This window comes from Haloechinothrix alba, from assembly GCF_900188115.1.
GTDB classification, from domain to species: domain Bacteria; phylum Actinomycetota; class Actinomycetes; order Mycobacteriales; family Pseudonocardiaceae; genus Haloechinothrix; species Haloechinothrix alba.
Window position 1 is genome coordinate 91,864 of sequence record NZ_FZNW01000009.1, and the last position, 24,174, is coordinate 116,037.

At 69.4% G+C, this 24,174-nt stretch carries 24 protein-coding genes; 13 read left to right on the forward strand and 11 right to left on the reverse strand.

Features of this window, described 5'->3' with window-relative positions; genetic code table 11:
• Positions 1–7: 7 nt before the first annotated feature.
• Together CHB84_RS10355 and CHB84_RS10360 are read left to right on the forward strand one after the other, a co-directional pair.
• Positions 8–445 carry an SRPBCC family protein gene (locus CHB84_RS10355; RefSeq protein WP_089301339.1) on the forward strand — a complete coding sequence of 146 codons (438 nt, stop codon included), beginning with the start codon at positions 8–10 and terminating at the stop codon, positions 443–445.
• 511 nt (positions 446–956) lie between these two features.
• A complete protein-coding gene (locus CHB84_RS10360; RefSeq protein WP_089301340.1) occupies positions 957–1,796 on the forward strand; it encodes a M23 family metallopeptidase in 840 nt (279 codons plus the stop codon).
• Between the two features lie 51 nt (positions 1,797–1,847).
• Here the strand turns inward: CHB84_RS10360 and CHB84_RS10365 are convergent, their stop codons facing one another.
• The 4 genes from CHB84_RS10365 to CHB84_RS10380 all read right to left on the reverse strand — a co-directional run bounded on the left by CHB84_RS10365 (position 1,848) and on the right by CHB84_RS10380 (position 7,010).
• Positions 1,848–3,500 carry a fumarate hydratase gene (locus tag CHB84_RS10365; protein ID WP_089301429.1) on the reverse strand — a complete coding sequence of 551 codons (1,653 nt, stop codon included), beginning with the start codon at positions 3,498–3,500 and terminating at the stop codon, positions 1,848–1,850.
• Between the two features lie 225 nt (positions 3,501–3,725).
• Positions 3,726–4,811 (reverse strand): sigma-70 family RNA polymerase sigma factor, encoded by a 1,086-nt coding sequence (locus CHB84_RS10370; protein WP_089301341.1) that lies wholly within the window; start codon positions 4,809–4,811, stop codon positions 3,726–3,728.
• 259 nt (positions 4,812–5,070) lie between these two features.
• Entirely contained in the window at positions 5,071–5,496 is a 426-nt protein-coding gene (gene dtd, locus CHB84_RS10375; RefSeq protein ID WP_089301342.1) for a D-aminoacyl-tRNA deacylase, read from the reverse strand.
• Positions 5,493–7,010 carry a DUF7782 domain-containing protein gene (locus CHB84_RS10380; protein WP_089301343.1) on the reverse strand — a complete coding sequence of 506 codons (1,518 nt, stop codon included), beginning with the start codon at positions 7,008–7,010 and terminating at the stop codon, positions 5,493–5,495. Before CHB84_RS10380 ends, dtd begins: the two co-directional genes overlap by 4 nt.
• Positions 7,011–7,135: 125 nt before the next feature.
• Here CHB84_RS10380 and CHB84_RS10385 point away from each other — a divergent pair, with 125 nt between their 5' ends.
• Both CHB84_RS10385 and CHB84_RS10390 read left to right on the forward strand, forming a co-directional pair.
• The gene (locus CHB84_RS10385) at positions 7,136–7,462 is read left to right on the forward strand and encodes a DUF3099 domain-containing protein (protein WP_089301344.1); all 327 of its coding nucleotides are present in this window, start codon (positions 7,136–7,138) and stop codon (positions 7,460–7,462) included.
• Positions 7,463–7,525: 63 nt separating this feature from the next.
• Positions 7,526–7,774, forward strand: coding sequence for a DUF3039 domain-containing protein (locus tag CHB84_RS10390; RefSeq protein ID WP_089301345.1), 249 nt, complete (start codon positions 7,526–7,528; stop codon positions 7,772–7,774).
• A gap of 7 nt (positions 7,775–7,781) precedes the next feature.
• On the opposite strand, the gene CHB84_RS10395 is transcribed toward CHB84_RS10390, so the two are convergent.
• A complete protein-coding gene (locus CHB84_RS10395) occupies positions 7,782–8,816 on the reverse strand; it encodes a YihY/virulence factor BrkB family protein (protein ID WP_089301346.1) in 1,035 nt (344 codons plus the stop codon).
• A gap of 405 nt (positions 8,817–9,221) precedes the next feature.
• Here CHB84_RS10395 and CHB84_RS10400 point away from each other — a divergent pair, with 405 nt between their 5' ends.
• Positions 9,222–10,955, forward strand: a complete 1,734-nt coding sequence (locus CHB84_RS10400; RefSeq protein ID WP_089301430.1) for a DEAD/DEAH box helicase — start codon at positions 9,222–9,224, stop codon at positions 10,953–10,955.
• 78 nt (positions 10,956–11,033) lie between these two features.
• On the opposite strand, the gene CHB84_RS10405 is transcribed toward CHB84_RS10400, so the two are convergent.
• Positions 11,034–11,231, reverse strand: coding sequence for a DUF7455 domain-containing protein (locus CHB84_RS10405; RefSeq protein WP_089301347.1), 198 nt, complete (start codon positions 11,229–11,231; stop codon positions 11,034–11,036).
• A gap of 361 nt (positions 11,232–11,592) precedes the next feature.
• On the opposite strand from CHB84_RS10405, the gene CHB84_RS10410 reads away from it, so the two are divergent.
• The 3 genes from CHB84_RS10410 to CHB84_RS10420 all read left to right on the forward strand — a co-directional run bounded on the left by CHB84_RS10410 (position 11,593) and on the right by CHB84_RS10420 (position 15,207).
• Positions 11,593–12,411, forward strand: coding sequence for an EamA family transporter (locus CHB84_RS10410; RefSeq protein ID WP_089301348.1), 819 nt, complete (start codon positions 11,593–11,595; stop codon positions 12,409–12,411).
• 38 nt (positions 12,412–12,449) lie between these two features.
• Positions 12,450–13,856 carry an FAD-binding oxidoreductase gene (locus CHB84_RS10415; RefSeq protein WP_425432295.1) on the forward strand — a complete coding sequence of 469 codons (1,407 nt, stop codon included), beginning with the start codon at positions 12,450–12,452 and terminating at the stop codon, positions 13,854–13,856.
• Positions 13,857–13,977: 121 nt separating this feature from the next.
• Complete coding sequence (locus CHB84_RS10420; RefSeq protein ID WP_089301349.1) at positions 13,978–15,207, forward strand: SAM-dependent methyltransferase; 1,230 nt, start codon at positions 13,978–13,980, stop codon at positions 15,205–15,207.
• 60 nt (positions 15,208–15,267) lie between these two features.
• Here CHB84_RS10420 and CHB84_RS10425 read toward each other — a convergent pair whose 3' ends face one another.
• Both CHB84_RS10425 and ppgK read right to left on the reverse strand, forming a co-directional pair.
• Positions 15,268–16,620 carry an RNA polymerase sigma factor gene (locus CHB84_RS10425; RefSeq protein WP_089301350.1) on the reverse strand — a complete coding sequence of 451 codons (1,353 nt, stop codon included), beginning with the start codon at positions 16,618–16,620 and terminating at the stop codon, positions 15,268–15,270.
• A gap of 382 nt (positions 16,621–17,002) precedes the next feature.
• On the reverse strand, positions 17,003–17,761 hold the full coding sequence (gene ppgK / locus CHB84_RS10430) for a polyphosphate--glucose phosphotransferase (RefSeq protein ID WP_089301351.1): 759 nt from the start codon (positions 17,759–17,761) through the stop codon (positions 17,003–17,005).
• Positions 17,762–17,907: 146 nt separating this feature from the next.
• Here ppgK and CHB84_RS10435 point away from each other — a divergent pair, with 146 nt between their 5' ends.
• Positions 17,908–18,747, forward strand: a complete 840-nt coding sequence (locus tag CHB84_RS10435; protein WP_245818664.1) for an inositol monophosphatase family protein — start codon at positions 17,908–17,910, stop codon at positions 18,745–18,747.
• Between the two features lie 27 nt (positions 18,748–18,774).
• Here the strand turns inward: CHB84_RS10435 and cei are convergent, their stop codons facing one another.
• Entirely contained in the window at positions 18,775–19,443 is a 669-nt protein-coding gene (gene cei / locus CHB84_RS10440) for an envelope integrity protein Cei (RefSeq protein WP_089301352.1), read from the reverse strand.
• A 609-nt stretch (positions 19,444–20,052) separates the two neighbouring features.
• Between cei and CHB84_RS10445 the strand changes: the two genes are divergently transcribed.
• A complete protein-coding gene (locus CHB84_RS10445; RefSeq protein WP_089301433.1) occupies positions 20,053–20,364 on the forward strand; it encodes a DUF4193 domain-containing protein in 312 nt (103 codons plus the stop codon).
• A gap of 100 nt (positions 20,365–20,464) precedes the next feature.
• Here CHB84_RS10445 and CHB84_RS10450 read toward each other — a convergent pair whose 3' ends face one another.
• Entirely contained in the window at positions 20,465–21,013 is a 549-nt protein-coding gene (locus tag CHB84_RS10450; RefSeq protein WP_089301353.1) for a DUF3093 domain-containing protein, read from the reverse strand.
• 24 nt (positions 21,014–21,037) lie between these two features.
• Between CHB84_RS10450 and dut the strand changes: the two genes are divergently transcribed.
• Positions 21,038–21,499 (forward strand): dUTP diphosphatase, encoded by a 462-nt coding sequence (dut, locus tag CHB84_RS10455; protein ID WP_089301354.1) that lies wholly within the window; start codon positions 21,038–21,040, stop codon positions 21,497–21,499.
• A gap of 73 nt (positions 21,500–21,572) precedes the next feature.
• A complete protein-coding gene (locus tag CHB84_RS10460; protein WP_089301355.1) occupies positions 21,573–22,262 on the forward strand; it encodes a DUF3710 domain-containing protein in 690 nt (229 codons plus the stop codon).
• A gap of 21 nt (positions 22,263–22,283) precedes the next feature.
• Here CHB84_RS10460 and CHB84_RS10465 read toward each other — a convergent pair whose 3' ends face one another.
• The gene (locus CHB84_RS10465; protein WP_141134639.1) at positions 22,284–23,048 is read right to left on the reverse strand and encodes a serine aminopeptidase domain-containing protein; all 765 of its coding nucleotides are present in this window, start codon (positions 23,046–23,048) and stop codon (positions 22,284–22,286) included.
• A gap of 285 nt (positions 23,049–23,333) precedes the next feature.
• On the opposite strand from CHB84_RS10465, the gene CHB84_RS10470 reads away from it, so the two are divergent.
• Entirely contained in the window at positions 23,334–24,053 is a 720-nt protein-coding gene (locus tag CHB84_RS10470) for a DUF3159 domain-containing protein (protein WP_089301435.1), read from the forward strand.
• Positions 24,054–24,174: the final 121 nt, after the last annotated feature.

A 24,174-nucleotide genomic window follows, 5' to 3' on the forward strand; every position in this document is an offset into this window, starting at 1 on the left:
TGACCGGATGGGTAAACGTGAGGTCTCCGTCAGCCGCGTCGTGGCAGCACCGCCCGAGAAGATCTTCGAAGTGCTGGTCGATCCGACACAGCATCCGCTGCTGGACGGGTCCGGTACCGTCCGCGAAGCACATCCGGACACCGCCCGCCGGTTGGAGCTCGGCGCGAAGTTCGGGATGGACATGAAGATGGGCGCGCCGTACAAGATCCTGAACACGGTGGTGGAGTTCGAGGAGAACCGCCTGATCGCGTGGCGGCACTTCAACGGGCATCGCTGGCGCTGGCAGCTGGAACCGCTGGAGGACGGCACCACGCGCGTGACAGAGACCTTCGACTGGTCGACAGCGAAGATGCCCGTACTGATCGGGCTCAGCTTCTTCCCCCGGAAGAACAAGCGCGGCATGGAGCGCAGCCTCGTGCGCCTTGCCGAGATGGTCCAGCTGTAACAGGCGCGGGGCACCGCGAACCTCCCGCGCGGCCTCTGTCCGGCGGGCAGCGCGCATGACCTTCGTCACGGCGCGCGCCCGCAGCCGGCCACCGTACGGGAGATCAACTCCATTCCGGCCGTTCTGGCCATAATGGATCAATTATCCGCCGACGAGCTGGGGCGTTGGCGTGATCAGTCCGAACGGGCCGGTTAGAATTCCTTTGCTGCCAAGGAAACTGGCGCCCAGAATCTTCTCGGCGTATGCCGTGGCGCCGGGCCCGCTCTGCTGCTGGCCCGGCGCGACCTGGGCCGATGCCGCCCGAGATCATGGGGTTATCGAGATCACAACGCTGGCACTATGCGCGTGACCGCCGTCATGTAGCCGGATTGCAGTCCGCGATCGCCGCGATTACCTTCCGTCGGCGTGTCACAGCTCGGTAACGACATGGGCACGATCAGGTGATGATCGCGCCCGCCGGGATCCCCCGCCCGGAGTCGGGCCGAGCCTCCCCGAGACGGAAGGCCCAACGATGACCCAGGACATGCCGGACGGCCATAGACGCCCCCCGGCGGTCGGAAGCGCGCTGCGTCGCGCTCCGGTCGCCGGGGGTATCTCTCACCGGCGGACCGCAGGCCCGCGCCGCGAGGTGCTTGTCGCGTGTGTCGCTGTCGCGCTGCTCGTACCGTTGAGCCTGCCGGCGGCGAGCGGGGCTCAAACCCGGGAGGAGGTGGAGCTGGCCGCGTACGGGTCGGCGAGCGACGCCGTTCCCGAGGTGCTCGAGCAGGACGGCACCAGCACCGATGCGCGCGCGGAGGTACGCAAGCTTCTCGCCGCGCAGGAGACGCGTCGGGAACGCGAGAAGGAGGAGGCCGAGCGCGCCGCTGAGGAGAAGCGCGAGGCGGAGCGTGCCGCAGAGGAGGCCGAGCAGGTCGAAGCCGCCGAGAAGGAGGCCGAGCGGGCTGAGCAGGCCGATTCCGGGCCGAGTTTCGTCCGGCCTGCCGATGGGCGGTTCACCTCCGGATTCGGAGCGCGTTGGGGATCGCACCACAGCGGCATCGATATCGCCAACTCCATCGGTACACCGATCGTGTCGGTGACCGGCGGCACGGTTGTCGAAGCCGGGCCGGCAAGCGGGTTCGGCCTGTGGGTCAAGGTCCGGCACGACGACGGCACGGTCACCGTGTACGGGCACATGGACCGGATCCTGGTCGGTGCGGGCCAGCGCGTCGGTGCAGGGGAACAGATCGCCACGATCGGCAACCGTGGCCACTCCACCGGTCCGCACCTGCATTTCGAGGTCTGGCAGGGCGGGCAGACGCCCATCGACCCGGTCGGGTGGCTTGCCGAACGCGGTGTCTCGGTGCGCTGACCGGTGCCGGCAACGGGCCGCACGCCGGAACACCCGGCGTGCGGCCCTGCCTCAGCTGCGGAACGAGATCTGCAGGACGGGCTCGGACGAGGTGTCGAAGAAGTCGTTGCCCTTGTCGTCGATGACGACGAAGGCGGGGAAGTCCTCCACCTCGATCTTCCACACGGCTTCCATGCCGAGCTCGGCGTACTCGAGGACCTCGACGGACTTGATGCAGTCCTGCGCCAGCCGCGCGGCCGGGCCACCGATCGACCCCAGGTAGAAACCGCCGTGTTGCTGGCAAGAGGCGGTGACCTGCTTGGAGCGGTTTCCCTTGGCAAGCATGACGTGGGAGCCGCCCGCCGCCTGGAACTGCTCGACGTAGGAGTCCATCCTGCCCGCCGTCGTGGGGCCGAACGAGCCCGACGGGTACCCGTCGGGGGTCTTGGCCGGACCCGCGTAGTACACCGGGTGGTCACGCAGGTACTGCGGCATCTCCTCGCCCGCGTCCAGCCGCTCGGCGATCTTGGCGTGCGCCATGTCCCTGGCGACCACGAGCGGGCCGGTCAGCGAGAGCCGCGTCTTGACAGGAAGGGTGCTCAGGGTCTGCCGGATCTCGTCCATCGGCCGGGTCAGGTCGATGGGCACGACCTCGTCGGAGAGGTCTTGCTCGGTGACGTCCGGCAGGAACCGGGCGGGGTCGCGTTCGAGCTGTTCGATGAACACACCCTCGGCGGTGATCTTCGCCTTGGCCTGCCGGTCGGCCGAGCAGGACACGGCGATACCGACCGGGCACGACGCCCCGTGCCGGGGAAGGCGGATCACTCGCACGTCGTGGCAGAAGTACTTGCCGCCGAACTGGGCGCCGATGCCGAACTGCCGGGTCAGCTCCAGTACCTGCTGCTCGAGGTCGACATCCCGGAACCCGTGCCCGAGGGCGGACCCTTCCGTGGGCAGGCTGTCCAGGTAGCGGGCGGAGGCGAGCTTGGCGACCTTGAGGTTGTACTCGGCCGACATGCCGCCGACGACGATGGCGAGGTGGTAGGGCGGGCAGGCCGCCGTGCCCAGCGCGCGCAGCTTCTCGTCGAGGAAGCTCGCCAGGCGCTTGGGGTTGAGCAGCGCCTTCGTCTCCTGGTACAGGAACGTCTTGTTGGCGCTGCCGCCCCCCTTGGCCAGGAAGAGGAACTCGTAGCTCGGGTCCTCGCCCGGCTTGTGGTAGAGCTCGATCTGGGCGGGCAGGTTGGTGCCGGTGTTGCGCTCGTCCCAGAAAGTCAGCGGTGCCATCTGGGAGTAGCGGAGGTTGAGCTCCTGGTAGGCGTCGTGGATGCCGCGTGCCAGCGCTCGCTCGTCCTCGCCTCCGGTGAGGACGCCTTCGGTGCGCTTGCCGATGGCGATGGCGGTTCCGGTGTCCTGGCACATCGGTAGCACACCGCCCGCGGAGATCGCCGCGTTGCGCAGCAGGTCCATCGCGACGAACCGGTCGTTGCCGCTGGCCTCCGGGTCGTCGACGATCGAGCGCAGCTGTTCGAGATGCGACGTGCGCAGCAGGTGCTGGATATCGGTGACGGCCGTGCGGGCGAGCTCGGTCAGCGCCTCGGGCTCGACCTCGAGGAACGTGCGCCCGGCTGCCTCCACGGTGCGGACCCCGTGCTCGGTGACCAACCGGTACTCGGTGCTGTCGGCGGCGAGCGGAAGGACGTCGGTGTAGTCGAACGACTCGGACATCGCGGACACGGCTGAGCGGGCTCCCTTGTGTGCTCGTGCGGACTCGACCAGGAACACGACCGTACCTGGTCGATCCGCGGGTGCCGTGTGGCCACCCTGGACACAGTGACGGTGCTCAACCCAGGGTGCCCTCGCCGGCCGGGATGACCAGCCGGCTCCGGCAGGCAGGGCAGGCCCGTGGGCTATGCCGGTCGGGACCCGGATGCCGCGCCGCCGCGGTGCGGGTCAGCTCGCGTACGCGCGCAGCCTGTCGGCGCGGTCGCCTTGCCGCAGCTTGACCATGACCTCGCGCTCGATCTGCCGGACCCGCTCCCGGGACAGGCCGAAGGCCCTGCCGATCTGGTCGAGCGTGCGGGGCTGCCCGTCGTCGATGCCGTAACGGAGCCTGATCACGTGCTGCTCCCGGTCGTCCAGGGTCGACAGCACACGACGCAGGTCGTCGTGCAGCATCCCGGAGATGACCGTGCCTTCGGCGTCGGCGGCCTCGCCGTCCTCGATGAAGTCACCGAGGGGGGCGTCCTCCTCGGTACCCACCGGCATGTCCAGGCTGACCGGGTCGCGCGCGTGGCCGAGCAGCTGGGCGACCTTCGCCTCGGGGATGCCCGACTCCTCGGCCATCTCCCCGTGCGTGGCTTCCCGGCCGAGTCGCTGATGAAGGTCACGCTTGACCCTGCTCAGCTTGTTGACCTGCTCGACGAGATGCACGGGCAGCCGGATGGTGCGGCCTTGATCGGCCATGCCCCGCGTGATCGCCTGGCGGATCCACCAGGTGGCGTAGGTGGAGAACTTGAAGCCCTTGGCGTAGTCGAACTTCTCCACCGCGCGGATCAGCCCCAGGTTGCCCTCCTGGATCAGGTCGAGGAGCGGCATCCCCCTGCCGGTGTAACGCTTGGCCAGCGACACCACGAGGCGCAGGTTGGCCCTGAGCAGGTGTTGCTTGGCGCGCTCGCCGTCGCGTACCACGGTGGCTAGGTCGGACCGGCGCTGCGGTGAGAGGCCCTCCTCGGTGTCCAAGATGTGCTGGGCGAACACTCCGGCCTCGATCCTCTTGGCGAGGTCGACCTCCTCGGCCGCGCTGAGTAGTGCGGTCTTGCCGATCCCGTTGAGGTAGACACGAACCAGGTCGGCCGCGGGGCCCTGCATATCGAGGTCGCCCTCGGTGCTCGGCGCCGGCTGCGCGGGAAGCTCTGGCACCGCGGTGTCCACGGCGCCGGCTTCGGTGTCAACGGTGCCGGCTTCGGTGTCAACGGTGCCGGCTGTGCCATCGTCGGATGCCGTGTGGAGGTCTCGGTCGAGTGTTTGTACGGACATGCTCCGCCTCCCCTGGGGCAGTCCGGCACGGTGGGTGTGCCGGAGCTACGTTGCATGCGCCGGGGTGACCCGCCGCACACGTCCAACCCGTTTCATGGTCGGGCACCCAGGTCAACGCCTACTCGCCGCAAATCGTTCCCAGTAGCGCCGAGAATCCGCGAGTGAGCTGCCCCACGAGTACGATACGCCCGCGCCAACCCGCGGGCCGTCGGGTGCGGACGCGGGCGCGACCGGGCCGGGTGGGACCCGCCCGGGGCGATCACACTTCGAGCAGGACCGTGAACGGCCCGTCATTGACACTGTGCACCTGCATCTGCGCGCCGAACCGGCCGGTGGCCACCCGCGCACCCCGCGCGCGCAGCTCGGCGACGAGCTTGTCGATCAGTGGCTCCGCCACCTCGGGGCGCGCCGCGGCCGTCCAGGACGGCCGCCTGCCCTTCCTGGTGTCGCCGTACAGGGTGAACTGGCTGATCACCAGCAGCGGAGCGTCGGCCGTGGCACACGAGTGCTCGTCACGTAGCACTCGAATCTCGTGCAGCTTGCGCGCCATCGTCGCCGCCGCAGTGTCCCCGTCATCGGCATGGACCCCGACCAGCGCGAGCACCCCCGGTTCGTCGATGGCGCCGACCGTCTCGCCGTGCACGGTCACGCTCGCCTCGATGACGCGCGATACGACCGCCTTCATGAGGCCACCCCGTCCGTGCGGGCGAGCTCCGCGGGCAGCAGCATCCCGTGCAGCACCAGCTCCCTGACGATCGGTAGCGCGGTCTCGACGAGGGCGTCGGTCGGCTCACCGTGCGCCGCCGCGAGCAGGTCGAGCAGGTCGGCGAGGGGGAGGTGGCCCTGGCACCCGGCGAGCAGCGCGCTGGCGAGCTCGTCGAGCTCGTGCTGCCACCCCGGCCCGTCTGTACGGTGCAGCCTGCGGATCCGCGGCTCCCAGCCGCTCTCGCCCTGGGTGTTGATCTGCTCGAGAACCACGGTGGGCGGCACCGTGTAGGTGGCCGCGCACAGATCCGGCTGCGTGCGCAACCAGTCGACCCGCCGCAGCCAGTCCTGGGCCTCGGCACCCAGCGGGTCGTCGTAGGCGTGCCGGAGATCCTCGCAGACCACGGTCGGCCGGTCCGCCTCGTCGATCCGGCGCAGGGTGACGAACCCGAACCCGATCCCTTCCACGCCCGCCGAGGCGAACCAGTCGAGCCAGTCTCGTGCGATGCGCCGGCCCTCCGGCGAGGCCGGGTCGATGCCTGCGTCGCGTATCCAGGTTCCGACGTAGAGGGGCGGGTCCGCCACGTCGCGCTGCACGAACCAGGCATCCGTGCCGGGCGGGAGCCAGCCGCGCACACGCTCCTCCCAGTCGTGCTCCGCGGTGTGCAGCCAGGCGCCGAGTACGTGCCCGGTACCGCCCTCGGCCAGGAACGAGGGGAGTTGCCGGACCACGAGCGCGCTCGCCTCGTCCCCGGCGAGGCCGGAGTCGCGGTAGGTGTAGTCGACGCGAGCGGGCCCGACGACGAAGGGGGGGTTGCACACGATCCGGTCAAAACGCCTGCGCGCTACCGGGGAGAACCAGGCGCCCCGCAGCAGCTCCACGTCCACCTGGTTGAGCAGGAAGGTGCCCTCGGCCAGCGCGAGCGCACGCGGGGAGACGTCGGTGGCCGTTATGGAACGCGCGTGCCTGCTGGCGTGCAGGGCTTGCACGCCGCTGCCGGTCCCGATGTCGCAGAGGGACCCCACCGGGCTGCGGCTCGTCGCCCGGACGAGGCTCATGGCCGCGTGCCCCACGCCGCCCACGTACTCCCGGCCTGCCGGGGAGTCCCTGACGGTGTCGATATCGCTGACCACCCACCAGGAACCGTGCTCATCGGCGTGTGGCCGGATATCCAGCGCGGCGCGCAGCTGCTCCCCGTCCGGACGCAGCAGCCCGGCGTCGAGGGCCTGGTCGACGGTGGCAGGCGCCAGCGCGCGCGAGACCGCCGTGCCGGACTCGGCCGAGCCGAGCAGGAACAGCCGGATCAGGGTGCCGAGCGCGCCGGCATCGGCCGCCGCCTGGTAGGCAGGCTCCGGCTCGTCTCTGCCGAGCGCGGCGTGCGCGGCCGTGCCGAGCAGCTCGACCACGCCGTCGGCGTCGTAACGCGCGGCGGCGAACGCCTCGCGCAGCCGCTCGCACAGGTCCGTCGAGAACCGGGGGAGTGGGTCGGTCACGACGGATATCCTCGCACGGCCCGCACCGCGCGGTGCGCCGGTGACGGGTACGAACGCGTCGTGGTGAACGTGGTGCTCGCCAGCATTGCCAGGGGTGGGAGCATGGGAGTCGGAGGTGTTCGGCAGTGACGAGGTCGGAACACGGCACCCATGCCTCGGAATCAGCTGTGTTGATCACGGAGGCCGCACCGTCGTACGACGACGAGTTCGCGGCCCGCAAGCGCAAGTACCTCTGGATGATGGCCCTGCGCTTCCCGTGCCTGATCGCGGCGGGGCTGTCCTATCAGGTCCCGTGGCTGGCCTTTGCGTTCATCGCGCTGTCGGTCCCGCTGCCGTGGGTCGCGGTGCTGATCGCCAACGATCGGCCCGCGCGTAAGCCCGAGAAGGCGAGTACCTTCCAGCGCGAGCGTCACCTGCTCGAGGAGCGGGAGTACCGGGTGATCGACGGCTGACCCGAGCGGTGCCGATGCTCACCTCGTGCGCGCGGTTCGAGCGCGGTCAGGCATCATGGGGGTGTGAGTACCCAGGTCTTACCCGAGCAGGACACGCGCCCGGAGGGCACTGAGGCTTCCGACGACGACGCGCCGGAAGTATTCCACTACGTGCGCAAGAACAAGATCGCGGAAAGCGCGGTCACCGGTGCGTACGTGGTCGCGCTGTGCGGGGAGGTCTTCCCCGTCACCAAGCAGGCCAAGCCCGGTTCCCCGGTGTGCCCGGACTGCAAGCGCATCTTCGAGAACCTCCCCTCCGGCGGGGAGGAGTAGACGGCTCTCAGCGCGGATCCGCTCGGGTGCGGTGGTCCCGCGGTGGTGTCGCCGCTTCGGCGGAAGCACCACCGCCGTCTTGCTGTGTGCCTGCTCGCGTCCGGCTTGTCTCCCGTACCCGTTCGAGCCGGTGCCACCTGCCACGCTGCCTGCGCCTGGGCTGGGATGGCCACAGTTCCTCGATGGCACTGTTGAAGTGAGCTCCCCCGATCACGGCGAGCCCGATGAAGAACACGAACAGCAGGAACGCGATCGGGGTGGCGACCGCACCGTAGGTGTAGCCGGTCGCGGTGGCATCGGAGAGGTACTGCCGCAGGAACGAGCTGGAAAGCAGGAAGATCAGCATCGCGAGGACCGCGCCGGGCAGACCGCGGTGCCAGGGCAGCTTTCGCGGTAGCGCGAGCTTGTACAGCGTCGCCAGGCCGAGGACGAGCACTGTGCCGAGCGTGGGGAAGTAGAGCTGGCCGACCCAGTCGGCGAGCAACGGGCGCCAGTCGCCCGGCATGACCCTGGACAGCATGTCCGGCCCGACGGCGATGACGGGAAGCACGACGATCAGCAGGGCGAGACTGGCGATGTAGAGCAGCAGGGACAGCAGCCGTTGCCACGCCTCGTTGCGGAATCCCTGCTGGCCGTGCGCCGCGGTGATCGCGTCGACGAACGCCGAGGTCGCCGCGGATCCGGCGAACAGGGCGATGAGGAATCCTGTGGAGACGATCTGCGCCTGACCGACGGTCAGGATGTCGGCGACGGTCGGCTCGATGAAGTCGGTGACCACTCGCTCGCTGAAGATGGTGCGGCTGAGCCGGATGATCTCGACGAGCGCGTCGTCCACCACCCGGGGGCTGAACCAGTCACCCATGTACCCGAGGCTGCCGAGCACAGCGAGGAGCAGCGGCGGCAGCGACAGGGTCTGCCAGAAGGCCGTCTTCGCGGCTTCCGAGAACACGTTGCCCTGCCACGCGCGGACGAGGGTCCTGCGGGGTAGCTTGACGAAGGACGCGCGGCTGACGGCCAGGGGCCTGTGGACGCGCTGCCGCATACGGCTGACGACCAGCGAGCCGCGCCGGAGCCACCCCCGGGCCTGTGGCGGTCCCGGCGCCTCTTGCGTGGTCGGCCTGTCTGTAGCGCTGCTCATGCTACTTCTCAGCATGCTGCATCAGCGCCGATCTCGCTCGTGGTTCTGCGATGTGTCGCCGCCGGATGGTGCGACGCACCGCATGCGGTACATCGCACACCACGTCGCCGTCCGGGGAACCGGTCACGAACAGGTACGCTTTGTACCGGCCCTCACCGCGTCCGGCCGGTCGTAGGCGTGACCAACGGACCGACACCAGTGCCGAGTCGAGAGGGGCAGGCACGGAGTTCGGTGAGGGCTTTCGTGTGCAGCCGGGGAGAGGAGCTGGCTCTTACCGTGTCGGACGATACCGTGACGGCGCCCGAACGCATGGACGACGCTACCGCCAAGCCGCTGCGGACCTGGCAGCGCAGGGCGTTGACGCAGTACCTGAGGAGCAGGCCACGCGACTTCCTCGCGGTGGCAACGCCCGGTGCCGGTAAGACGGTGTTCGCCCTGCGGGTGGCTGCCGAGCTGCTGTCCGATCGCACTGTCGACCAGATCACGGTGGTAACGCCGACCGAACACCTCAAGCACCAGTGGGCCGAGGCCGCGAACCTGGCCGGGATTCCGATCGACTCGAACTTCAGCAACGCGGCAGGCACGACCTCGGCGGACTATCGCGGGGTCGCGATGACCTACGCGCAGGTCGCGGCGCATCCCACCTTGCACAGGGTGCGCACCGAGCGCCGCAAGACACTGGTCGTCCTTGACGAGATCCACCACGCAGGGGACGCCAAGTCGTGGGGCGATGCCGTGCAGGAGGCGTTCACGCCCGCGACCCGCAGGCTCGGGCTGACCGGTACGCCGTTTCGCAGCGATGACTCGCCCATCCCGTTCGTGACCTATGCCGAGGACCCCGACGGTAGCTGGCGCAGCGCGGCCGACTACTCCTACGGCTACTCGGACGCGCTGGCCGACGGGGTGGTGCGGCCGGTGGTGTTCCTGGCCTACTCGGGGGAGGCCTCGTGGCGTACCAGCGCGGGTGACGAGTTCACCGCGCGGCTCGGCGAGCCGCTGACCGCGGAGCAGACCGCGCGTGCCTGGCGCACCGCGCTGGACCCGGCAGGCGAGTGGATTCCCTCGGTGCTGCACTCCGCGGACGTGCGACTGCAGCAGCTGCGCGACGGCGGGGTACCCGACGCCGGTGGCCTCGTGGTCGCCTCGGACCAGGAGTCCGCCCGCGCGTACGCCAAGATCCTGCACGGCATCACCGGTGAGCAACCCACCGTGGTGCTGTCCGACGATCCGGGCTCGAGCAAGCGGATCGGGGAGTTCGCCGAGTCCACCGACCGCTGGATGGTGGCGGTGCGCATGGTGTCCGAAGGCGTGGACGTGCCGCGGCTCGCTGTCGGTGTGTACGCGACGAGCGCCTCGACGCCCCTGTTCTTCGCGCAGGTGATCGGCCGGTTCGTGCGGTCGCGTCAGGAAGGCGAGACCGCGAGCGTGTTCCTGCCGAGCGTTCCTGTCCTGCTCGAGCTGGCCAGCGAGCTGGAGGCTCAGCGAGACCACGTGCTCGGCAAGCCGGACCGCGAGAAGGACGGGCTCGACGACGAGCTGCTCGCCGACGCCAACAGGACCAAGGACGAGCAGACCGAGGAAGAGAAGCCGTTCACGTCGTTGCGTGCCTCCGCGGAACTGGATCAGGTCATCTATGACGGTGACTCGTTCGGCACCGCCGCGCTGGCGCAGACCGAGGAGGAGCAGGACTACCTGGGGCTGCCCGGTCTCCTCGAACCGGACCAGGTCCGTGCCCTGCTGCGTAAACGGCAAGAGGAGCAGCTGGAGAACAGGTCGCGGGACGCTGCGGCTCGGGACGGCTCGGCGGGCGGGTCCGAGTCCCAGGGCGCGGCGCACCGTGCGAGTGGCAACGCCAGCGTGACGGAGCGGCGTACCGCGTTACGCAAGGAACTGAACGCGCTGGTGGGGATGTACCACCACCGCACGCGCAAGCCGCACGCGGCGATCCACAACGAGTTGCGCAAGACCTGCGGTGGCCCGCCGACCGCGATGGCGACCGTCGAGCAGCTGGAGGAGCGGATCGCGACCCTGCGCTCCTGGTGAGGTGATCCTGACGAGCCGAGGGGCCCCTTCAGGGCACCACAGGCACCGAAGGGACCCCTCGGCTCGTTCGCGAGTGCGTCAGGTCAGCAGGGAGTCGTCGTCCTGCTGGATCTCGGCATCGAGTTCGGCGAGCTTGGCCTTGTGCTCGCGGGCATGGTGACCGCAGAAGAGAAGCTCTCCACCGGCCGGGAGTACTGCTCGGATCTTGGCAGCCGCACTGCACCGGTCGCAGCGGTCAGCGGCTGTGAGTTCGGGGCGGGTGAGCGTGGTCGTCATGGGAGTCTCCCTCCGTCCCGGCATCCTGGAGTGTCGATGCCTTCGATCGTGCGGCGTCCACCACGGCTTCCGACGGGCCCGCTGCCCGCCGACCGTGCATGGCCGCTGCCTCTACTGTTGCAGACGATCTGCCTGGCGCAAATGTTCCCGCCCATGTGCGAGTTGTATCACGCCTCGCGGCGCCCGCAGGCAGGCAACGCTCCCACTTCGTGGGACGAGATCATCGTTCTTGCAGGTCGGCAGGCCAGTAGGAGACCGCAACGGGTGCTGCTGCAGGATGAATGACGTGCCTGAACTACGTACCCGAACGCGGCTGGCCGGCCTTCCGGCGCCCGCACTGTTCGTTCTCAGCGGAATTTCCATGTACCTCGGTGCGGCGCTGGCGGTGGGGTTGTTCGACCACGCCACCCCCTCGGGCGTGGCGTGGATGCGCTGCCTCGGTGCGGCGCTGGTCCTGCTGGCGTGGCGGCGACCGCCCAAGCGGGCCTGGCGCGGCAAGGCACTGCTGCTCGCAGGGACGTTCGGGGTCGTCACAGCGGGCATGAACGTGGTGTTCTACGAGGCCATCGCGCGCCTGCCGCTCGGAACGGCGGTCGCGCTGGAGTTCGTGGGCCCCGTGGCCGTGGCCGCCATCGGCTCGCGGGGTAAACGCGACCTGCTCGCGCTGCTGTCCGTGGCCTTCGGGGTCCTGCTCATCGCCGACGTGCAGCTGGCGGGCAGCCCGCTCGGCGTGCTGTTCGCGCTGCTGGCCGCGATGGCCTGGGCGGGCTACATCCTGCTCGGCAAGCGCGTCGCCCTCGCCGACACCGGCGTGTCGGGCTTCGACAGCCTGGCAGTCGGGTTCGTCGTGGCCAGCGTTCTGCTGTCCCCGCTCGCGATCGGCACCGGCCCGGTATGGGGCTCGGCGTGGCTGCTGCTGCTCGGCGTGGGCGTAGGGGTGCTGTCCACCGTGGTTCCCTACACGCTGGACCAGATCGTCCTCGGCAAGGTCGGCCGCGCCCGGTTCGCGCTACTGCTGGCGCTGCTGCCGGCGACGGCGGCGATCGTGGGGTTCTTGGCGCTCGGGCAGGTGCCCACGACCGCCGAGATGATCGGCATCCTCGCGGTGGTCTTCGGCGTGGCTCTACGGTCCGGGGAGGGACCCCGGCGCGGTGCGCGGTCGCCGGAAGAGCCGCCGTAGCCGGACAGACACGGTAATTCCGCTTACCATCGGTAGGTATGAGCATGCTTCGGGATCGGCCTGTCGGCGATGAGGCGCCCGCGACCGGGTACGCGGCCTACGACCGTGCGGTGGCGGCGCTTCGGGCCCGGTACGCCGAGGTGCCGCCGGGTGTTCCCGTGCGGCTGGACAAGCCGACGTCCAACCTGTTCCGGTTCCGCCCGGACCACTCGGGTGACTCGCTCGACGTGCGCGGCTTCGGCAACGTCCTCGAGATCGATGCTGCGGGACGAACGGCCGAGGTCGGGGGGATGACCACCTACGAGGACCTTGTGGACGCGACACTGCCGCACGGCTTGATGCCGTCGGTCGTTCCCCAGCTGAAGACGATCACCGTGGGTGGGGCCATCGCCGGGTTGGGAATCGAGTCGACCTCGCTCCGCAACGGCCTGCCACACGAGGCGGCGCAGGAGATGGAGATCCTCACCGGTGACGGGCGGGTGGTGCGAGCGAGGCCGGACAACGAGCACAGCGCGCTGTTCCACGGGTTCCCGAACTCGTACGGAACGCTGGGATACGTGCTGCGGGTCCGGCTGGCCCTTGAACCGGTGCGCCCGGCTGTGCTGCTGCGGCACCTGCACTTCCCGGACACACCCGGCTATGTATCGGCGATGCGCACGGCGTGCGAGGACGGGCGCTACGAGGGGCTGCCCGTCGACTTCGTGGACGGCACCGTGTTCAGCCGCGGCGAGCACTACCTCACGCTCGGTTCGTTCACCGACGCGACAGGAGAGCTCAGCGACTATACGGGTGCACGGGTCTTCTACCGCTCGCTGCGCGGGAGAGCCACCGACACGCTCAGCGTGCACGACTACCTGTGGCGCTGGGACACCGACTGGTTCTGGTGTTCCCGCGCGCTCGGCGCGCAGAACCCGCTGATCCGTGCCGTGTGGCCGCGCCGCTACCTGCGGTCGGACGTCTACCGCTCGATCGTCGCCTTCGACCGCAGGCACGGGCTCAGCGACCGGGTCAGGGCCGCGCGCGGCGCGCCGCCTCGGGAGCCGGTCATCCAGGACGTCGAGGTGCCTGTCGACAGGGTCGCGGAGTTCCTCGACTTCTTCCATCGCGAGATCGGTATCAGCCCGATCTGGGTCTGCCCGTTGCGGCAGCGCCATCCGGTTCGGTGGACCCTGTACCCGCTCGATCCGGAGACGCTCTACGTCAACGTCGGGTTCTGGTCGACGGTGCCCGCGCCGGACGGAGCGCAGCACGGTACGGCGAACCGGAAGATCGAGCGGGCAGTGGTCGAGCTCGGCGGACACAAGTCGTTGTACTCGACGTCGTTTTTCGACGAATCCGAGTTCTGGGAGCTGTACAACGGGTATGACTACGGGAAGCTCAAACGCGCATACGATCCCGAACGGCGACTGCCGGATCTCTACGAGAAGTGCGTGCGGGAGCGTTAGGAGTACTATTCACGACCCGATGCGGCGCGACCGTCCCGCACGGGAGCCGCGCAGGCGGCGTGCTCGGTCGGTGGGTCGTGCGATACGCGAATAGGGCAGAGGTGACGAAGGGAGCGTTCCGATGCGTCTGGCCGATGTGTTCATGCGCATGGTGGGGGAGGGCGCCGACGTGGAGTTCCGCGCCTATGACGGGAGTCGCGCCGGACCGCGGTCGGCGTCGGTCGCGATCGAGGTGCGCTCCCCACTCGCGGTGTCGTACCTGGCTTCCGCGCCCGGCGAGCTCGGGCTCAGTCGTGCGTACATCACCGGATGTCTCGACGTGGTCGGGGACCTGTACACGGCGTTGCTGCGGCTGCAGAACGTCGCTTTCGGGCGGCTGTCCCCGGCGCTGCGGGCCCGTGTCGCCGCGCAGCTGGCATGGTCGCTCGCGCGGTGGCCTGCCAAGCGCCCGCAGGTCGAGGCGCGTGTGCACGGTTTCAGGCACTCGCGGGCACGGGACCAGGCCGCGATCGCGCATCACTACGACGTGTCGAATCGCTTCTACGAGTGGATTCTCGGGCCGTCGATGACCTACACCTGCGCGGTCTACCCGGCCGAGGACGCGAGCCTGGAGGACGCGCAGTTCGAAAAGCACGACCTGGTCGCCCGCAAGCTCGGCCTCACCCCGGGGATGCGCCTTCTGGACGTGGGATGTGGCTGGGGCGGCATGGTGATACACGCCGCCAGGCGCTACGGGGTGCGGGCGCTGGGCGTGACGCTGTCCCGGATGCAGGCGGAGTGGGCGCAGAAGCAGATCGCCGCGGAAGGGCTCGGCGACCTGGCCGAGGTACGCCACCTCGACTACCGTTCGGTCACCGAGGACGAGTTCGACGCCATCAGCTCGATCGGCCTGACCGAGCACATCGGCAAGGCACAGCTCGGAAATTACTTCGACGAGCTCTACGCCAAGCTGCGGCCGGGTGGCAGGCTGCTCAACCACTGCATCACGCGCGCGGACAACTCGCGGCCGTCCCGGGTTCGAGGGTTCTTCAACCGCTACATCTTCCCGGACGGCGAGCTGCTCAGCCCCGGATACATCATCTCGACGATGCACGACCGCGGCTTCGAGGTGCGGCACGAGGAGAACTTCCGGGAGCACTACGCGCGCACGCTCAGCGCGTGGGCGAGCAACCTCGACGCCCACTGGGACGACGCGGTCGCCGAGGTCGGTGTCGAGCGGGCGCGAACCTGGCGCCTGTACCTGAACGCGTCGCGGCTGGGCTTCGAGCGCAACAACATCCAGCTGCACCAGGTGATCGGCGTGCGGCTGGACGACGCGCGCTCCGGGATGCCGCTTCGCCCGGACTGGTAAGCCGGACGGCAGAGCGCGGCGGTACCGGCCGGGACCGGTACCGCCGCGCTTCGACCGAACTCAGTCCAGGTAGTCGCGCAGCACCTGCGACCGGGACGGGTGGCGGAGCTTGGACATCGTCTTGGACTCGATCTGCCTGATGCGCTCGCGCGTGACGCCGTACACCTGGCCGATCTCGTCGAGGGTGCGGGGCTGCCCGTCGGTGAGGCCGAACCGCAGGCGTACCACGCCTGCCTCACGCTCGGACAAGGTCTGCAACACCGACTGGAGCTGGTCCTGCAGCAGCGTGAACGACACCGCGTCCACGGCGACCACGGCTTCGGAGTCCTCGATGAAGTCGCCGAGCTGGGAGTCGCCCTCGTCCCCGATGGTCTGGTCCAGCGAGATCGGTTCCCGGGCGTACTGCTGGATCTCCAGGACCTTCTCCGGGGAGATGTCCATCTCCTTGGCAAGCTCCTCCGGAGTGGGCTCGCGCCCGAGGTCCTGCAGGAGCTCGCGCTGGATACGGCCGAGCTTGTTGATGACCTCGACCATGTGCACCGGGATACGGATGGTGCGAGCCTGGTCGGCCATCGCCCTGGTGATCGCCTGACGGATCCACCAGGTGGCGTAGGTGGAGAACTTGTAGCCCTTGGTGTAGTCGAACTTCTCCACCGCGCGGATCAGACCCAGGTTGCCCTCCTGGATCAGGTCGAGGAAGGCCATGCCGCGACCGGTGTAGCGCTTGGCCAGCGACACCACCAGCCTGAGGTTGGCCTCCAGGAGGTGGCTCTTGGCGCGCTCACCGTCGCGCACGATCCACTTCAGGTCGCGGCGCATCTGGGTGGCGAGCTGCTCGCCGTCCTCCTCGGCGGCGCGGACCCGCTCGGCGGCGTAGAGGCCCGCCTCGATGCGCTTGGCCAGCTCCACCTCTTCGGCGGCGTTGAGCAGGGCGACCTTACCGATCTGCTTGAGGTAGGCCCGAACCGAGTCGGCAGAGGCCGTCAGCTCGGCATCCTTGCGGGCCTGCCGGAGCGCCTCGGACTCCTCCTCGTCCCAGATGAAGTCCGGCTCGCCCTTGGCCTTGGCCGCCTGCGCCTTGGCCTCGGCGGACTCCTCGGTCTCCTCGTCCTCCTCGGTCACCGTCGCGTCGACGACATCGACCTCGACGCTGTCCAGGTCCGCGATCTCGGACGCTTCGTCCTCGATCTCGCCGAGGTCCACGTCGTCCTCGAGGACGGGCTCGTCATCGTCCTTGGCGCGGGACTTCGCGTTACCCGCCGTATCCCCCGCCGATGCCGTCGTCTCACCCGTGGTGGCGGGCTCGGCTACGTCGGTGGACTCTGCATCCGTGACATCCGACGCGGGGTCGGCGGTCTCGTCAACGCTCGAAGTCTTGGTCCCGCGTCGCGTTGCGGTCTTTGCGGCTGCCACGTACGCCCTTTCGCAGGTTCCTGATCACTTACGCCGAGACGACTGCATCCCGGCTGCCTCAAGTTCGGGAATGACCCTCCGGCCCTCAGCTGTGGTAACTGGGAAGCGCGGACTTGTTCCATTGTAACGGCGATGTTCAGCAAGCCGGCGAAGCGATCGTGGCTTACTGCGCGTTCGTAGGCGAGGATGCTACCCCACGATCACCTCCCGGCCGGTACGCACCGACAGTGGCGCAGCCGATAGACCGGGCACGTGGGGGCGTTCCCACCGCCCTCCACTGTACGCTCCACCGCGCGCACCAGGTCATGGAGCGGCGGCCACGGTAGTCCGGCCGGCAGTGTCACGGAGCAAGTCGCGGAGCAGGCCGCGGAGCAGGAGGCTGCTACCCGCCGCGTTCCTCGGCCGCCGCGGTCGCCGCGCCCACGATCCCCGCCGTGTTCTGCAGCGAGGCCACCGACAGCGGCGTGCGTGTCTCGAGCAGCGGAACCCAGTCCTCGGCGTCCTGGCTCACGCCGCCGCCCAGTATGATCAGTTCCGGCCAGATCGACCGTTCCAGCACACTGAGGTAACGCGACACGCGCCCGGCCCATTCCGGGTAGCTCAGCTGAGCGGACTCGCGAACGGATGCGGCCGCGCCGTGCTCGCCGATCTGGCCGTCGACCTCGATGTGCCCGAACTCCGTATTGGGTACCAGCCTGCCGTCGACGAACAGGGCGCTGCCGATCCCCGTGCCGAAGGTCAGCACCAGCACGCAGCCCTTGCGCCCGCGCCGGTCGCCGAACCGCACCTCCGCGATACCCGCCGCATCGGCGTCATTGAGCACCGTGACGTCCGCGGTTTCCTTGCCGAGGTGTTTGGCGAACAGCTCGCGCGCATCCGTGCCGATCCAGGAGTCGTCGACGTTCGGCGCAGTGTGCACCACACCATCGATCACGACCCCGGGGAAGGTGACCCCGACGGGTCCGTCCCAGTCCAGTGCCTGCACGACGTCGGTGACGACCTCGGCGACCGCTTCCGGAGTGGAGGGCTGCGGCGTCGGCATCCGTAACTTGTCGCCGTGCAGTGTACCGGCGCCGAGGTCGACGAGTGCCCCCTTGACACCACTGCCACCGATGTCGATTCCGAATGTGAGTTCGGTCATGCGGTATGTCCCTTCGACGTGCGTTCGCCCTCGGTGGTGGATATAGCTCACTCTAGAGGCCACACGCGTGGTCGCCGCCACAGCCACGGGTGGCCGGGCCGAGGGCACGTGAGCGCGAGCCCGTGCCGCTGTGATCCCATGACGAGGTGACGACCGACTACCTCGCGTTGACCGAAGTGGCCGTGCGTGTCGCCTCCGAGGCCGCGGAGCTCGTGCGAGCGGCACGCCTGGACATGGCGGCCGGGCGGACGGTGGAGGTGGGCACCAAGTCCAGCGAGACCGACGTGGTGACCGCTGTCGACCGCGAGTCGGAGGCGTGCATCCGCGACCGGCTCGCGCGGTTGCGGCCTGGCGAGGCGATGCTCGGCGAGGAGGACACGGGCACCGGCGTGCGGGCACCCGACCCGGCTGCCGACTCCGAGGACGGTGTGACTTGGGTGGTCGACCCCATCGACGGGACGGTCAACTTTCTCTACGGCTACCCGGCGTACGCGGTGTCCGTGGCCGCGCGGGTCGGCGGGGAGTCGGTGGCCGGGGCCGTGGTCGAACCCGTCAGCGGGCGGTGCTGGAAGGCGGGCAAGGGGCACGGTGCGTGGTTGGGGGACACTCCGCTGCGGGTGTCCGAGCCGAAGCGGATCGAGCTCACGTTGCTGGCGACGGGCTTCGCCTACGATGCGCGGCGCCGTACACGGCAGGCCGAGCTGGTCAACGCCGTGCTCGGCAGCGTGCGGGACATCCGGCGTTCCGGATCCGCGGCGCTCGACCTGTGCGCGGTGGCCGCCGGCTGGGTGGATGCCTACTACGAGCACGGGCTCTCGCCGTGGGACTGGGCTGCCGGCGCGCTGATCGCCAGGGAGGCGGGTGCACTCGTCAGCCCGCCGGGCGCGGACACCGCACTCGGCGCCGACGCCACCCTCGCCGCCTCCCCCTCGATCGCGAACGGGCTGCGGGAGCTACTCGTCTCCTGCGGGGCCGGACGGGTATGAGCACCGCAGGAGGCTGCCTGCGGTGCCTCAGCAGCTGGACGAGCGTGCTTCGCTGAGCAGCTCCTCGTCGATGTCGGGCTCGGCCTGGCCGGTGGACAGCTCGTTGTCGCCGGTACCCGCCTGGCGAGCCGAGAACTCCGCGAGCTGCTCGAGGGCAGTGTGCGCCTCCGGGCGCGCGAGGATGTCGCCGAAACCGGACCCGATGACGAGGTCCACGCTCGCGTCCTCGCGGCTGTCGCGCACCAGCTCGAAGCACGGCACGAGCAGGCTCAGCGTGCGAGCCGCGCGCTCGCCGTTGCCGCCGTAACGCAGCTGCCCCCGGCAGTTGGCGGACTCGTCCGCGTAGATCGGATCGTTATCGGGCTGTTCTGCTTGGGTGAAGCCGAGCTTGCGCAGGGTGTCGGTCGTGAGCATGGCCTGTCCGCGCACGCTGCCCGCGTTGAGGACCTGCACCGAGATCTTGTCCGGGGGTAGTGGTGTGACGTGGTCGAGGGCGTCGTGACCGACGGACTCGAGCTGCTCGCCGGAGAGCTCGGAAGCGTGTGGCTCGCACCGGACGGCCGCGTCGATATCGGCGTCGCCGGTCAGGACCGAGATCCAGATGTAGCCGGAGGCGAGCCCGAGCAGCGTGAGCACGACCAGTGCCGGTACCGGACGGTACCGGCGGTACGGGCGTGCTCGCCGAACTCTGGACATGATCCCCGACGCCACCTCACTGAGTCCCTTCCGGATTGGCCCCGCTTACACTGTCGATCCACGGGTTCTCAAATCATAGGTCGTTACCGATGACTCCCGGTGTTACAGGGATCGGCCCCGAATGCCCCGTAAATCCCCCAGAAGGTGGACGGGGTCCAGGCCGGTCACGGGCCCTGCCGGGATTCCCTGCTGGGGTTCCCTGCTGGGGACCTACGTCCTTGATAGCACCATGGCCGAGTTGAACAGGGCAAGGACACGCGATCGAGGCGTTACCCGACCGCCATCTCGGGGGATGCCCCGTCAGAGTTAAAAGTAGGGTGATCTGTATTGCACTACCGGGCGCGTCGTTGTCCTCGCGGGCTCCGGATGAGCTACGCTCTCCGCGCTCCGGGCGCTGATCGAGATCGATTCCGAGTGTGGCGCGGGCAATTTCATGGCGTTTCCGGGCACAAATTGGGGGGCTGGATCGTTGTCCAGCGACACAGGCACATATACATGTGCGCGTGCGGCTGAGTCGGGCGCGCACGCGAGCTGAGTACGTGTGGATGTGCGGCTTCGCCGGGCATCCACCTGACCGAGAACACGACGTCGAGCGCAGGGGTGAAGGACATGGCGACCGACTACGACGCACCGCGCCGTAGCGAGGCCGAAGAGGTGGCGGAGGACTCGCTTGAGGAGCTGAAGGCGCGTCGCAACGAGACTCAATCGGGTGTGGTGGACGTCGACGACGACGCCACGGCTTCGGACAACTTCGAGCTTCCCGGTGCGGACCTCTCCGGCCTTTCCGGCGAGGACCTCACGGTGAAGGTGGTTCCGAAACAGTCCGACGAGTTCACTTGTACGGTGTGCTTCCTGGTGCATCACAGGACTCGGCTGGCCGAAGACGCAGGCGGGCGCAACATCTGCCAGGACTGTGCCTGACAGTGCGGCACGGCAGGCCGTGCGCCCGCGCGGCGCGGCGTGCGGCGACGACGGCGTCGAGCGCGCGGCAGGCGGCCCGTAGCGGTACCGGCAGCGGACGTCAGGCCGGCCCCGTCTGCAGGGGATCGCCGGCGTGCGTGCCGGGCTGCGCGGCGGCGCGAAGCAGCTCGGCGAGCCGTCGCGGCCTGCGTGTGCTGAACAGCCAGTACGGGGTGGGATCGTTCGGATCATCCAGGTGCACGCGAAGGACCGGGCCGACCCATCCGCGGTGGACGAGGTGTGCCGCAGGGTCGAGCTCGGGGCCGAGCGCCTTTCGCTTGTGGGCGCGATCGATGACGTCCACGCCGGAGATGTAGCGCACCGGCAACGTCGCGTCGGCGACCTGGAGGACGGCACCTGACTCCGTGGGCCGGACGGCGACCTTGGTGCGGCTGAGCAGGACGAGCGCCGCGGTCACGATGCCGAGGACGAGTACGTAGGGAAGCCAGGCACGCAGCCCCGGGTAGCCGAGATGGATCGTCACCGCCAGAGAGGTGCCGAGCACGAGGGGCACCGGCCAGGCCCACCACGCGAGGTAGAGGCGTTCCTGGTAACGCGGCGACCCGCGTTCACCGCGCTCCGTTCCGCCAGCTGCTGTGCTCTCGTCCATGTCCCAAGGGTAGCCTGATCGGCCGTGTCCACTGTTCAGGTAGCGCTGACTCGAATCGATCCCGGAATGCCCGTTCCGCACTATGCCCAGCCGGGCGATGCGGGGGCTGATCTCGCGACGACGAGCGATGCGGTGCTCGCGCCCGGTCAGCGGGAGGTACTCGGTACCGGCATCGCGATCGCGTTGCCGGTCGGTTACGCGGCTTTCGTGCACCCGCGTTCGGGCCTCGCGGCTCGGGCGGGACTGTCGATCGTCAACAGCCCGGGCACGATCGACGCGGGCTACCGGGGTGAGATCAAGGTTTGTCTGATCAACCACGATCCCGTCGAACCGATTGTGCTCAACCGCGGTGACCGGATCGCGCAGCTGATCGTGCAGCGGGTGGAGCAGGTGCGGTTCGTCGAGGTCGAGACGTTGGAGCACTCGGTTCGGGGAACCGCGGGCTACGGTTCGACCGGCGGATGGCAGGCGGGTCGCGATGCATGATCCGGCCACGCGGTAAGCGACACTGGTGGGTGGACGAGATGGTGCAGCGCGCGAGTAACGGAGACGTGAGCTAGTGGGGATTTTCGGACGCAGGAGTCGTGGCGCGAAGTCCCGCGGAGGGCGACATGCCTTGCCCGCGGACCAGGAGGTCGCCGCGGGCGCGGACGTCGAGGCGGAGGCCGGGCAGGGCCGTGGTGAGGAGCCGCAGGACGCCCCGCGTGAGGGGCCGTACGACGTGGACGAGGCTCCGGAGGACGAGATTCCTCGGATGGACCTCGGCTCCGTTCGTGTTCCCGTCCCGGACGGCGCCCAGATACAGGTCGAGATGGACCAGTCCAGCGGCAAGGTACGTGCCGTGCACGTGGTGACGCCGCACGGCCAGGTGACGATCAGTGCCTATGCCGCTCCTCGTACCGATGCCCTGTGGCCCGATGTCAGCGAGGAGCTCGGCCAGCAGCTACGCACCGACGGCGCCACGGTGGTGCGCTCAACGGGTCCGTGGGGGCCGGAGCTGGCGGTGCAGATGGGCAAGAACTCGCTGCACTTCGTCGGCGTGGACGGGCCGCGTTGGATGCTGCGCGGCGTGATCGCCGGGTCGGGGCAGCTCGCCGAGCGGGCACCGGAGACGCTGCGCAAGCTCATGCGGGACACGATCGTGGTGCGCGGGGAGGGGCCGATGCCGGTCCGCAACCCGCTCCCGATCAAGCTGCCGGAGAAGGTGGCCCAGCACATCGCGGAGCGGCGAGGGCAGCAAGGCGGCTGAGCGTGCCGCGCGGCACGTCGTTCACCGTCGCGAGACGGCCCGCAGGAGTGCCAGCAGCGCCGCCCGCCCGAGCGGGTCCCGCCCGTGTTCCAACGCGCCGAGCGTGCTGCGTTGTACCTCGGCGGCGGGTAGGGCGCGTGCCCAGTCCTCCGCGACGGTCGTGGGATGCACCGCGTCGTCGGTGCAGGTCGCTATCCCTGCCGGCACGTCGAGCGCGCGCAGCTCGGCCGGTTCCGGCGCCGGGTGCGTCGCGGCCGCGTCCAGGCCGTCGGCCAGGCCGGCGCCGTGCCTGCGCCACGTACGGTGCAGCTCGCGAGCCAGCCACGGCCGGACATCGCGTGTCGCCAGCGTCAATGCGTTGTCCAGGCTGTTCTCCCGGACCCAGGTGGCCCACAGGTGGGCGGCACGGGCCGCGGGCGCACCGTCCGGCTGTCCCGACCAGGCGGGCAGCGCGATCAGCAGCCCGGCACAGCGTCGGGGGTTGCGCAACGACCACGCGGCGGCGATGTGGGCTCCGAAGGAGACGCCACCGACGATCAGTGGAGCCGGCGACCGTTCGGCGGCGTCGTCCAGCGCTGCGAAGGCGTTCTCGACGATACCGGCGCCCGGTGCCGGGAACGGGGCGAGTAACCGGATGCCCATCAGGCGCAGCGGCCGCTCGAAGGCGGCGCGGACGAAGGTGTCGTCCGAGCCGGTACCGGGCAGCAACGCCGCGGTGCTCGACGGCAGGGTGAGCTCGACGGTGATGAGGTGCTCCTGGACGGGCAGGGACGAACGTGCGTGCATGCCGTGCTCGCACGAACTCTAGCGGACCGACGAGTCGGTGCGGGACCGCCGTGGCCGCGGCAGATACTCTGGAGACACGCGACGAGAACGTCCGTCACCGGGTGGTGACCGGGTCGTCCGCACGGGCGGTTCGCGGTCACCGGACACCCGGCGGCGGGGCGCGACGACGCTGTCGCCGCCGTTACCAGCCGGACCCGACCTGCGCGGACGAGCACAGGTCCAGACGAGTACAGGGTGATCGTGGTCGATCCAACCGAACGAGCACACGACGAGTCCGAAGGCGAGATGTCCTCGGAACCGGAAGAGCACCGGAGCGGGGCCGGGCGCGCACTGAGCGAGCAGACACTTCTCGAACAGCTCGGCGGCGTGTACGGGATGCTGTTCTCGGCGGTGCCGATCGTGGTGTTCGTGGTCGCCAACTCCGCGTTCGGGCTGATCCCCGCGATCTGGAGCGCGGTCGGGTCGGCCGCCGTGATCGGGGTGGCCCGCGCGATCCGGAAGGAAACCCTGCAGCCTGCTGTCGCCGGGCTGTTCGGCACCGGCATCGCGGCCTTCATCGCCTACCGCACGGGCGAGGCCAGGGGCTTCTTCCTCTACGGCATCTGGATGAGCCTGCTGTACTGCGCGATCTTCGTGGTCTCGGTCGCTGTGCGGTGGCCGCTGGTCGGCGTGATCTGGAACTTCCTCAACGGCACGGGGCGGGCCTGGCGCGCGGACAAGCCCTCGCTGCACGCCTACGACATCGCCACTCTGTCGTTCGCCGTGGTCTTCGCAGCGCGGTTCGTGGTGCAGAACTGGCTGTACCTCGAGGACGAGACGGGCATGCTCGCGGTGGCGCGCATCGCGATGGGCTTCCCGCTGTTCGCCCTGGCGCTGCTGGTGACCATCTGGGCCATCCGGCGTTCGACCAAGCGCCTGCGCGTGATCGAGGCCGAGACCGAAACCGAGGAGACCGACGCCGAGATCGAGCAGCGCCTCCGCGAGAAGTACAGCGGCCCGGGCTAGGTACCGCGTATGGCGAGCCCGAGGACTCCGTGGGTACCACATATGTACCGGCGGGGTCCTTCGACTCGCACCCCAGTCGGGGTGATGACGATACGCGGCGCCCGCCCTCTCCTGGCGCTGC